This window comes from Streptomyces sp. DH41 (assembly GCF_029813785.1).
Taxonomy (GTDB): Bacteria; Actinomycetota; Actinomycetes; order Streptomycetales; family Streptomycetaceae; genus Streptomyces.
On the sequence record NZ_JARVKY010000004.1, the window covers coordinates 203,000 to 215,646 of the forward strand.

General features: G+C 72.6%; 2 protein-coding genes. Both read right to left on the reverse strand.

Features of this window, described 5'->3' with window-relative positions; genetic code table 11:
- Positions 1-8: 8 nt before the first annotated feature.
- Positions 9-1,709, reverse strand: a complete 1,701-nt coding sequence (locus tag QC283_RS09525) for an ABC transporter ATP-binding protein (protein WP_279560955.1) — start codon at positions 1,707-1,709, stop codon at positions 9-11.
- Positions 1,696-12,618: a non-ribosomal peptide synthetase gene (locus tag QC283_RS09530; RefSeq protein WP_279560956.1), complete on the reverse strand. Its 10,923-nt coding sequence runs from the start codon at positions 12,616-12,618 to the stop codon at positions 1,696-1,698. The genes QC283_RS09525 and QC283_RS09530 overlap by 14 nt, the downstream gene beginning before the upstream one ends.
- Positions 12,619-12,647: the final 29 nt, after the last annotated feature.

Here is a 12,647-nt window from a genome sequence, read left to right on the forward strand (position 1 = left end):
CCGCCGGGTCACCGGGTCACGGCCAGGCAGTAGGCCTCGTCGGTGGCGAGGAGGTTGCGGTGCGTGTCCTCGGCCGTGATGACGCCGTCGTCCAGGACGAGGACCCGGTCGGCGGCGTCCAGGAGGGCCGGGCTGCTGGTGATCACGAGGGTGGTGCGGCCCCGGCGCAGCTTCGCGATGTTGCGCGCGACGAGCTGTTCGGTGACCGCGTCGACGGCCGTCGTCGGATCGCGCAGGACGAGGACGTCGGTGTCGGCGGCGAGGGCGCGGGCCAGGGACAGCCGTTGGCGCTGGCCCCCGGAGAGGTTCGCGCCGCGGTCGCGTACGGCGTAGTCGAGTCCTTCGCGGTGCAGGGCGACGACGTCCGTCAGCATGGACGCCTCCACGGCCTCGGACAGCGTCCGGCTGGTGCCCGAGGGGTCGATGTTCGTGCGGAGGGTGCCTGCGAAGATCTCCCCGTCGTACGGGTTCACCAGCAGGTGCTCGCGAGCCGCCTCGATCGACAGGTCCGCGAGGGCCCGGCCGCCGACCCGCACCACCCCGTCGTACGCGTGGGGCGGGACATTCAGCGCCAGGACCGACGCGAGGTCGGCCGCCGCGCGCGGCTGGTAGGCGGCGATCGCCACGAACTCGCCGGCGGACACCCGGAACCGCACCTTGCGCAGCGCCCCGTACCGGACGCAGTCGACCTCGAGGCCGCCGCCCGCGGCCGGCCGCTCCGGCCCCGGGGCCGTCACCGGCGGCGCGGTCAGGACCAGCGCCATCCGCTCGGCCGACGCGCGCGCGATCATCACGTACTTCGGCATCTCGGAGAAGAGCTTGAGCGGTTCCATGATGAACTGCGCGAGGCCCACGGCCATGACGAGTTCACCGATGTCGATCTGCCCGCCGAACGCCAGCCAGCCCGCCGTCAGGGTCACGGCGGCGGCGAGGACCGCGTTGAGGGCCAGTGCGGTGCCCTCGTACACACCGTTCACCCTGGCGACCGTGACCGCCTGCCGCTTCGCCTCCGTGCTGACCCTCCGGTAGGACCGGAACGCCGCGTTGTTGCCGCCGAAGCCGTGCAGCGGACGCAGGCCGATGATCAGGTCGGCGACCTTCGCTCCCGCCCGTGCCACCCGGGCCTGCTGTTCGCGGGTGCTGGAGCCGATCCGTTTGGACATCACGCTCAGGACCGACAGGATCGCGACGGTTCCCACGATCACCAGCAGTCCGAGCCGGACGTCGGCCAGGCCCAGCGCGAGGGCCGCGATCACCACCGCGACCAGCGAGCTGATCAGCAACGGCACCACCTCGATGATGTCGGCGGTCTGATCGGCGTCCTCGGTGGCGATGGTCAGCACCTCGCCGGACCTGAGGCCGACGTCCCGGGCCACCGGCTGGAGCCCGCAGGCCGCGACCCGCACCCGCCAGCGGTGCGCCTCGGTCGTGTTGGCGTCCTGCAGGACGCGCATGCCGAACCGCCACGACAGCGACACGGTCGTGATGATCACGGCCAGCGCTGCGACCGAGACGCCGAGGGCCTCGGGGCTCCGGTCCCGCATGGTGTGTTCGACGATCAGCCCGAGGGCGATCGGGAAGGCGGTCTCACCGGCCTGGTACAGGCCCATGAGCACGGTGCCCCAGACCATGGCGCCGACGTTGCGGCGCAGGGCGGTACGGAGGATGTCGGACCCCGGACGGGGCCGCTGCGAGTCAGGAGTTGTCATCGAGATGGCGGGCAATCGCTTCCGGGGTTCGCAGGGTCAACAGATCGCGGATCGTGATCACAGGACCGTACTCCCGGCGGAGCAGTCCGGTCAGCCGCACCGCCAGCATGGAGTGCCCTCCGAGGGAGACGAAGTCGCTCACCGCGCTCACCTCGTCGTCGTCCAGGTCCAGTGCCTCGGCGAAGAACTCGCACACCACGGTCTCGGTCCCGCTCCGCGGGCTCCGCTCCCCCGCCGTGGTCAGCGCGCCCAGCGGCCTGGCCTCCGGCAACGCCTTGGTGTCGGCCTTCCCGTTCACGGTCAGCGGGATGCCGTCGACCCGGGCGTAGTGCGTGGGGCGCAGGAAGTCCGGCAGCGCGGCACCCACTTCGGCCGCGACCGCCGCCAGGTCGGCGCCGTCCAGCACGAGATAGGCGGCCAGCCGGTGGGCCCCCTCGACCCGCGGGTCGGGCTGGGCGACCGCGGCGACGAACCGCACCGCCGGGTGCGCCGCGAAAGCGGCCTCGACCTCGCCCGGTTCGACCCGGTGCCCTCTGATCTTGACCTGCTGGTCGGTGCGGCCCAGGTACGCCAGGTTCCCGTCGGGCCGCCGGACCACCAGGTCCCCGGTGCGGTACATGCGCTCGCCGGGTGCGCCGAACGGGCACGCGACGAAGCGGTGCGCGGTCTGCGCGGTCTGTCCGAGGTAGCCTCGCGCGATGCCGATGCCCGACACGTACAGCTCGCCGGGGACCCCGTCGGGCAGCGGCCTCAGCCACGGATCCAGCACGTACACGTCCGTGTTGTCGATCGGGACGCCCACGACCGGGTCCTGGCACTCGAAGGTGCCGACGCCGAGGGTGTTGATGGTGTACTCGGTCGGGCCGTACAGGTTGTAGCCGGCCGTCCCCTCGGTCTCGGCGAGCCGCCGCCACAGCGCCGGGGTGACGGCCTCGCCGCCCAGCAGCACCAGCGCGGGCCGGTGTGCCGGGTCGTCGAGCAGACCCTCGGCCACCAGTTGCCCCGCGTAGGTCGGGGTCACGTTGATCACGTCGATCCCGTGCGCGCGGCAGTACTCGACCAGGCGGGGCGCGTCACGGCGCAGCTCCTCGTCGCAGATGTGCACCTCGTGGCCGTCGGCGAGCCACAGCAGCTCCTCCCAGGACATGTCGAACGCGAACGACACGGTGTGCGCGATCCGGAAGGTCCGGTGGCCGTGCTCCGCCAGCACCGGTTCGAAGATCCGCCGCTGGTGGTTGACCAGCATGTTGGTGAGTCCGGCGTACTCGGTCACCACGCCCTTGGGCTTCCCGGTCGATCCGGAGGTGTAGATCGTGTACGCGGGGTGCCGCAGCCGGTCCGGGTCGTCCGGCGCGAACGTCACGAAGGGCTCGGCCTCGGGGAGCGGGCGGTCCAGCTCGATCAGGTCGCCGGTCAGCCGGGGTGAGACGGCGCTGACGGTGAGGATCACGTCCGGGTGGGCGTCCGCCACGATCGCGGCGATCCGCTCGTCCGGGTGGTCCAGCTCCAGCGGCACGTACGCGGCGCCGACGCGCAGTACGGCGAACAGCGCCACGATCGAGTCGAGGGAGCGCGGGATCGCGAGGCCCACGGTCGTCTCGGGCCCGACGCCGCGGCGGGCCAGCACACCCGCCACCGCGCGGCTGCGGTCGCGGAGCCCGGCGAAGGTCATGGTCGAGCCGTCGGCGACGAGGGCGACTCGCATCGGATCGCGGTCGGCGGCCCGGTCGAAGCGGTCGACGACGGTGTCCGTGCCGATGTCGGCGCGTTCGGCGGGTCCGGGCTCGGGGCCCAGGCCCCGCAGCGCGCCCACCGGTCCGGTCGACCGGGCCAGGTCGTCGAGTACGCGCAGGTAGTCGTCGAGGAGGCGACGGGCGTTCCCGGTGTCGCCGTCGCGGTACTCCAGCTTGACGGTGAGCTGTTCGCCGGGCGTGACGACCCAGGTGAACGGGTAGTGGGTGGAGTCGTCGGCCTGTACCGAGGTGATGCCGTGCCTGGCGTTCATCTTGGCGAAGGCGTCCAGGTCGAGGAAGTTCTGCAGCACGAACAGGTTGTCGAACAGGGTGTCGTGCCCGCCGGCCCGCTGGATCTCGCCGAGCCCGAGGTGCTCGTGCTCCATGGCCTCGACCCTGGCCGCCTGCACGGCCGTCAGGTACGCGCGGACCGTGTCGTCAGGTCGTGCCCGCGTCCACATGGGCACGGTGTTGAGCAGTACGCCGACGATGCCGGACAGTCCCTCGCCCTCGCGGCCGGAGACGGTCACACCGAACACGGCGTCGGCGCGGCCCGTGCGGGCGCCGAGGAGGAGGCCGAACGCTCCGGTCAGCACCGAGTTCAGCGTGACGCCGTGCGCCCTGGCCGCTTCCCTCAGCAGGTCCGACCGCGTGCCGGACAGCGTGTGGACGAGTGCGCGTGGCAGGTCGTCGGAGAGGGACGGCGCCGGTCCGGCGAGCAGGGTGGGGCCGGTCAGACCGGCCAGGTGGTCGGCCCAGAAGCGCTCCGACACCGCCGAGTCCCTGGCGTCGAGTGCGCGGGCGTGCTCCTCGAAGCCCGGCGTGGCCGCGACAGCCGCCGGCAGCGGCTCACCCGCGAGGACGGTTCGATAGGCGTCGAAGAGGTCCCTGAGCACGATCTCGCGCGACCAGCCGTCCCACAGCAGCAGGTGGTGGCTGAGCAGCAGGCCGTCGCGGTCGTCGGGCCGGCGCACCACGGTGAGCCGGATGAGCGGTGGTTCGTCCGGGTCGAAGCCCGTGGCGCGGTCCCGGGCGCGCAGGGTGTCGACTTCCGCGTCCGACGCGAGTTCGACCGTGCGGACGTGGACCCGTCGGCCGGCGCCGAGGACCTGGACGGGGTTTCCGTCGTCGTCGGTGGTGAAGCCGGCGCCCGCGGCCGGGTGCCGTGCGATCACGTACGCCATCGCCTCGGACAACGCGCCGGTGTCCAGGCGCCGTTCGAAGGCGAAGTAGCTCTGCGCGACGTAGTGTCCGGCCGTGCCCGCCATCTGGGCCTGGAAGTACAGGCCCCGTTGGAGCGGGGTGACCGGTGCCGTGCGCTCGGCCGTCGCGGAGGCGTCCGCGACGCGTTCCAGCGCGCCGAGCCAGTGCTCGGTGATCTCGTCGGGGATGCCCTCGGCGAGGGTGAAGGCAGCGTGCAGGCTTCCGGTGCACGCGTCGATCCACGCGTTGACCTCCACGGCGTACGGGCTGCCCTGGTCGCCGCCGGCGAGGCGCGGTGCCTGGGACTCGCTGCCCCGGCCGAGGTAGTTGAACAGCACCTGGGGGCGGGCGCTCAGCAGCGGGGCCGTCTGCGGGTTGAGGTACCTGAGCCCGCCGTAGGCGACGTGCGCGCGCTCGTCCGGCTGGCGTTCGGCGATCTCGCGCGCCGCCGCGAGGGGATCGGTGTGCGGTGTGAGCCGTACGGGCGCGATGGAGGTGAACCAGCCGACCGTGCGGGTGTAGTCGTGGTGTTCGAGGACCGGGACCCGGCCGTGCCGCTCCAGCTCGATCGCGAGATCGGTGGGCGAGGGCTGGACGTGGGTGAGCGCGGTGCGCAGCGCGCCGCACAGCAGTTCGGTGAGGCCGACGCCGAGTGCGGTGGGCGCGGTGCGCGTCACCTGTTCGGTCACTTCGGGCGGGAGCACGGCCGTGGTCTCCCGCAGCGGGCCGGCCGAGGGCAGCGGCGCGGGTGCCTGGAGTGTGGTGATCCAGTGGTCCAGGTCGTCGGCCGTGCGGGTGGCGTGGAGCGTCAGTGCCCGGGCGTACTCGGCGTAGGGCGTCGTCGGCGGTGCCAGGGGCAGGCGGCGCATCGCGGTGGCCAGGTCGTCCAGGAGGATCAGCCAGGAGACCGAGTCGACGGCGAGGTGGTGCGCGGTGATCACGAGGGTCCTGCTCGTCTCCAGCCACGCGAACGCGATGACGTCCCCGGTCTCGGGGTCGAGCCGCCCGGCGGCCTCGTTCGCCGCCGTCGTCGCGTCGGACGCGTCCGGTCGTACGACGGTGACCTCGCGGGCGGGTTCGGTGCGCAGGGTCCACACCCGGTGCTCGACGCGCAGCCGCAGGCTCAGGGCCGGGTGTGCGGCCACGACGGCCCGCGCGGCGCGCTCGGCGTCGGCGAACCCGGTGCCCTCGGGGGCCGGCAGCGTCCTGGCCTGGGCGAACCGGGTGAGGGAGCCTCCCAGGTCGCGTTGGCGCAGGATGACGGGCGTCGGCGGCAGCGGCCCCGGCTCGTGGGCCGTGGCCGCGCTCCCCGTGGTCTGCGGTGCGCCGGGGCCCGCTACGCCCCGACTCTCCAGGTGCTGGGCGAGCGCACGCGGTGTCCTGAGCAGGAACACGTCCCGTGGCGCGATCGTCAGGCCGAGCGCCCTGGCCCGGTTGATCACGGTGATGGCCACGATGCTGTCGCCGCCGGCCCTGAAGAAGTCGGTGTCGCCGTCCACTTCGGAGCCGGGCAGGGTCTCGGCGAAGATGCCGGTGATCGCGGCGAGGACGTGGTCGGCCGGGGCCACCGCGGTGGCGTCGTGCGTCGCCCGTTCGGTCAGGGCCCGCCGGTCCAGCTTGCCGTTGACCGTCAGCGGCAGTGCGTCGAGCTCCCGCACCCGGCCAGGCACCATGTGCGCCGGCAGCTTCGTGGACAGCTGCTCGGTGAGGTCGTCGGGCACGTGGCCCACGACGTGCGCGACCAGGTGGTCGCCGGTGCCGGCCACGGTGACGGCCACGTCCACGACACCGTCGAGTCCCCTGATCGCGGACTCCACCTCGCCGGGTTCGACACGGAAGCCCTTGAGCTGCACCTGGTCGTCGGCGCGTCCGGTGAACTCCAGCTCGTCGTCGAGTGTGCGGCGGGCGAGGTCGCCCGTGTGGTACATGCGGGAGCCGTCGTTCGCGAACGGGTTCGCCACGAAGCGGCCCGCGGTGAGCCCGGGCCGGCCCAGGTAGCCGAGCGACACCTGGTCGCCGGCGACGTAGATGGCGCCCACCCGGCCCGGGGGCACCGGCCGGAGCCGGTCGTCGAGCAGGTGGGTGACCAGGCCGGGAAGCGGACCGCCGATGGGACTGGTGGTCTCGCCGGCACCGAAGTCCTCGTCGGTCAGCACCCGGTGGGTGACGTGGACGGTGGTCTCGGTGATGCCGTACATGTTGACCAGCTCGGGGGAACCGGTGCCGTGCCGCTCGACCCAGTCGCGCAGCCGGCCGAGGTCCAGAGCCTCACCGCCGAAGATGATCCGGCGCAGTGCGGGGAGCGGCCGGCCGGCCTGCCGGTCGGCCTCGGCGAACTGGTAGAACGCCGAAGGGGTCTGGTTGAGCACGGTCACCCCGCGTTCGCGGACGAGCCGGTGGAAGTCGACCGGGGAGCGGGTCAGCCCGTACTCGGGGACCAGCAGCTCACCGCCGTGCGCCAGCGCGCCCCACAACTCCCAGACCGCGAAGTCGAAGGAGAAGGAGTGGAACTGGACCCAGACGTCGTCCGCGCCGAAGTCCATGTCCGGCCGGGTGCCGGCGAGCAGCGTCACCACACCGGCGTGCGGAACGACGACGCCCTTGGGCCTGCCCGTCGATCCGGACGTGTAGATCACGTACGCGGGGTCGTGCCGGTCGGCTCCCGGCCCGGGGACGGTGGAGGTTGAAGGCGGCTCGTCCCCCTGCACCAGGACGCGGGCCGCCGGCATGCCCGTTCTGGAGAGTAGCCGGGTGAAGCGGTCGCGCTGGTCCGGGGCCACGAGGACGACCTGCGGAGCGGCGTCGGTGAGGATGTACTCCAGTCGCTCGTCGGGGTACGCGGGGTCCAGCGGCACGTAGGCGCCTCCCGCGCCGACGACCGCGACCAGGGCGGTGACCTGCTCGACGGAAGGGGGTACCGCGACGGCGACCCGACGGCCCGGCCCGACGCCGGCCGTGCGCAGGGCCGAGGCCAGCCTCTCCTTGGCGTCCGCCAGTTCGCCGTAGGTCAGGGACCGGGTGCCGCCGTCCAGTCCGCACTGGGTGACGGCGGTGGCGGTCGGGTCCCGGCGCGCGGCGGCGTCGAACAGTTCACTCAGGGTCGTCGGGGCGCTCGGCGCGGGGCGCCGGGTCCCCTCGGACGCCAGGGCGTCGACCGGGGCGTCCGGGCGGGTGAGCAGGGCGGTCAGGGTCCGGGTGAACGTGTCCAGGATCTCCCGGGCGCCCGCCTCGCGCAGCAGCTCGCCGTCGTAGACCAGGTTGAAGCGCGGGCGGTCGTCGGGCGTGCGCTCGACCACCAGCGTCAACGGGTAGTGCGGTGCGCCCTCGTTCACGATGCCGGTGACGACCAGGGTGTCGTCGGGCCGTCGCAGGCCGGCCAGGTCGGTCGCCACGTCGAACACCACCAGGGTGTCGAACAGCGGGCCGGCGCCGGCCTGGCGGACGATCCGTGCCAGGGAGACGTGCTGGTGCGGCAGCACCGCGCTCTGGTGCGCCCTGACCGAGGCGAGCAGTTCGCGTGCGGTGGTGTTCCGGGACCAACGGGCGCGCACGGGGATCGTGTTGATGAACAGGCCGACCATGTCCTCGATGCCGGGCAGATCCGCGTCGCGTCCGGAGACGGTGGAGCCGAACACCACGTCCGTCCCGTGCAGGATGCCGCCCAGCGTCACCGCCCAGGCGCTGTGCACGGCCACGCTCAGGGGCACGCCGGCCGACCGGACAGCCCTGTCGAGGTCCTGTTCCGGGTCCACCGCCGTGTCGGCGAACCGGTCGGAGGGGGTGTGCCCCTGGGCGACCAGTGAGGGACCGGGCAGCTCGGCGAGCTGGTCGCGCCACACGCGGTCGCTCGCGGCGTCGTCGCGTCCGGCGAGGAGGCGTACGTAGTCGGGGAAGCCGCTGAGCGGGTACCCGGTGCCCGGCGCGTGGTACTCGGTCAGCAGCGTGCGCAGCATCCGCGGCACCGACCAGCCGTCGGCGATGATGTGGTGCACGGTCTGCACCAGGACGTTGCGGCCGGCGCCCCCTCGGACGAGCGTGTACCGCATCAGCGGGCCGGTGGCCAGATCGAACCCGGTGCGTCGGTCCCGTTCGGCGAAGACCCTGATCTCGTCGTCGGTGATGCCGGGGCGGTCCAGCGTGGTGAAGGGCGCCTCCACGCCGTTCTCCAGCACGGAGACCACACGACCGTCGGCGAGGGCCGTGAAGCGTGCGGCCAGGTTGGGGTGGAGCGTGAGCAGGCGGGTGGCCGCCGCCGCGAGCCGGCCGGCGTCGACCTCGCCGTCCAGCGTCAGCAGCTGCTGCTCGACGTAGCTCCCCGTCGAGTCGTCGTCGTAGACCGAGTGGAAGTACAGGCCCTCCTGCAGCGGGGTGAGCGGCAGGATGTCCCGCAGCGCCGGGCCGTCCAGGGCGTCGACGTCGGCCTGGGTGAGCGGGACCGGCGCGAAGTCGCTGGGCGAGTGGCCGCCCGTGTCGAGCGCGGCCAGCCCTGCGAGGGCCGCGCGGTAGTAGGACTCGATCGTCGCGATGTCCTTCTCCGTGAACATGCCGTCGGGCCAGGAGATGGTGGTGACCAGCTCGTGGGCGCCGGTGGCCGGGGCGGGTTCGGCGATCGCGTTGAACTCCAGGGCGCGCGGCAGACGCATCCTCGGGTCGCGCCTTTCGCCCAGCTGCCCCGTGGTGTACGCGAGTTGCCAGTCCTCGCGGACGCCCGCGTCGAAGCGGCCCAGGTAGTTGAAGAGCACCTGGGGCGCGGGCGCGTCGAAGTCGGTGTGGGCCAGGTAGCGCAGGGCGCCGTAGGAGATCCCGTTGTCCGGGATCCGGGAGAGGTCTTCCTTGACCGCCTTGAGCGCGGCTGTCAGGTACTCGGGCGCGGTGGGGTCGGGGGCCGCGCCGGGGTCCACGGTCACCGGGAACAGGGTGGTGAACCAGCCCACGGTCCGCGACAGTTCCGGCTCGAAACCGGCGGACGGTGCCACGAACCGTCCCTCACGGCCGTGGCCCTCGAGCTCGATGTGTGCGAACGTCTGGTCCTGGCCGAGGTCGCGGCGCCATCGGGCGAGGGTGACGGCGAGGGCGGTCAGCAGCACGTCGTTGACGCCCGCGTGGAACTTCGCGGGGATCTCACCCAGCAGCGCGGCCGTGATCTCCGCGCCGACCGTGACGGTCCGTACCCGCTCCCGCGCGACGGTGTCGGCCTCGGTCGGGGCGCGCCGGCCCAGCGGCTCGTCCGTTCCCGGCAGGGGGCGCCGGAAGCAGGCACCGTCCGCGTCGAACGCGGCGCGCTCCAGCAACTGCGTCCAGCGCCGGAACGACGTTCCCGTCGGGGGCAGTTCGACCGGAACACCCATCGCGGTCTGCCGCCATGCCGTGGCCAGGTCCTCCATCAGTACCCGCCAGGACACGCCGTCGATCACCACGTGGTGGACGACGACGACCAGCTGCCGTGCCTCGCGGCGCCAGACGGCACGCAGCATCACGCCGTCCGTCGGGTCCAGCAGGCCGGTGGCGAGGGCGACGCACTCGTCGAGCGGCCGGTCGCTCTCCTGCCAGTACGGGACCGCCTCGCCCGCTTCGCCCGCCTTCGGGATGTCGAAGCTCCAGCGGTCGCCGCGCACCAGTTTGGCGCGCAGCATGGGGTGCTGCCGGACCACGGCGGTGAGGACGCCGTCGAGGGCACCGGGGGTCAGGTCCGCCGGGGTGTTCAGCACCACCGACTGCACGAATCCGTCGATCGCGTCCGTGGTCTCACCGAGCCACCGCACGACGGGCGATCCCACGACGGAGCCGTACTCGATGTCGCGGTGGTCCACGGTGGAGGTGTCCTCCCGGCTCGCCACGGCAGCCAGCGCACCCAGGGTGCTGTGGCCGAAGATCTGCCGTGCCGTGACGTGGAGTCCCGCGTTCCGCAGTGCGCCCAGGAGTGAGATCGCCAGAATGCTGTCTCCGCCGAGCTGGAAGAAGTCCTGGTCGACGCCGGTCTCGTCCAGCCGCAGCAGCCCCGCGACCGCCGCGCACACGGCGCGTTCGTTCTCGGTGGCGGGTGGAACGGCCGTGGCGCTCCCGATCACGGGCTCCGGCAGCGCCTCGCGGTCGATCTTGCCGTTCGCGGTGAGCGGGAACTCCCTCAGCACGACGATGTGGGCGGGCACCATGTACTCCACCATGTGCTCGCCGGCCCACGCCTTGACGTCGGCCGCCCGCAGGCCGTCGTTCCCGGTGGACGGGATCACGTAACCGACCAGGTGGGTGCCGCCGGCCGTGTTCTTCCTGGCGACGACGCAGGTGTGCCGCACCCCCGGGTGTTCGGCCAGGCCGGCCTCGACGTCCTCGGTCTCCAGGCGCATACCGCGGATCTTGACCTGGTTGTCGGCGCGGCCGAGGAAGTCCAGCGAACCGTCGGGGGCGAAGCGGGCGAGGTCACCGGTCCGGTACAACCGGGACCCGTCGTCCGCGAAGGGGTTCGCCACGAACCGGGACGCCGTCAGGCCGGGCGCGTTCACGTATCCGCGTCCCAGGAGGAGGCCTCCGGCGTACAGTTCGCCGCCGACGCCGACCGGGACCGGGCGCAGCTCGTCGTCCAGTACGTACAACTGCGTGTTGGGGTTGGCCTTGCCGATCGACGTCGACAGGCGTTCGGCCGCGCCCCGGTAGATGACGTGCGAGACACCGATCGTCGTCTCGGCGGGGCCGTACCCGTGGTACATGGGGATGCCGAGCCGGGTGCGGAACCGTTCGTAGAGCTCCGGGGTCAGTACCTCGCCGCCGCACCACACATGGCGCAGGCTGTCGAGGTGTCCCGAGTCGCCGGCCATCTCCAGCAGCACGTCCAGCATGGACGACACCAGGTAGGTGAAGGTGACGCGCTGCTCGGCGATCACGCTCAGCAGGTGGTGCGGGTCGCGTTCGCCGCCGGGCCGCAGGACCACGAGCCTCGCACCGGACACCAACGGGAGGAAGATCTCGTTGATGGAGATGTCGAAGGACAGTGGGGCCTTGAACAGTGACGCGTCGTCGTGGCCGAAGCCCAGGATCTCGTGGACCTGCCACAGCAGGCGCTCGCTGATCGCCTCGTGCCGGATCATCGCGCCCTTGGGCCGCCCGGTCGAACCGGAGGTGAAGATCACGTAGGCCAGCGCGTCGCCGGGGCCGGTGACCGGGGCGCGGTCGGCGGGGTGGGATCCGAACCGCCAGGCGCCGAGGTCCACGGCCACGGCTTCCGGTTCGCCCTCGGCGTGCTCGCCCGAGGCGTTGAGCTGCACCGCGACCCGGGCGTCCTGGATGACGACGGCCCGGCGCGCGGCGGGCCAGCCCGGGTCGAGCGGCACGAACGCGCAGCCGGCCTGGAGCACGCCGAGCAGCCCGATCACCATGTCGGCGGAGCGTTCGAGACAGACGCCGACGACCTGCTCGGCGGTGAGCCCGCGTTCGACGAGATGGTGGGCCAGCTGGGAGGCCAGTTCGGCCGTCTCACGGTAGGTCAGCGTCCGGTGGTCGTCGACGACGGCGACCGCGTCCGGCCTGGCCCGCGCCTGTTCGCGGAACATCTCCACGAGGGTCGGGCGGACCCGGTCGGCTCCGGTGTCGTTCCACTTGGCCAGTTCCCGCCGACGCGCCGCTGTGCTGGACGGGCCGATGGTGCCGATGGGCCGGTCCGGGAAGTCGGCCAGGTCGTCCAGCGCGCGTCGCGCGTCGTCCGGTAAGACGTCCGCCGGGAGGATGATGGTCCGGCCGTCCGTCCCGATCTCCCAACCGCCCGCCTTCGGGCCGCCGCCCGCGGCCCACGCGAGGACGTCGGCGAAGAGGGTGCCGGGGGTGAGACCGATGCCGTCCGGGCTCCGTCCCGTCGCCCAGTACGCCAGCCCGAGGGCGCAGGCTTCGGTGATGGTCCGGTCGGAGAAGTCGCCGACGCGGCGGCGTATGCCGGTCAGATGCGCGGCAGAAAGCTGAACGAGACGAGCGGTCGGTTCCATCATCGAGACTCAACGCCCCTTCCAAGGAATGA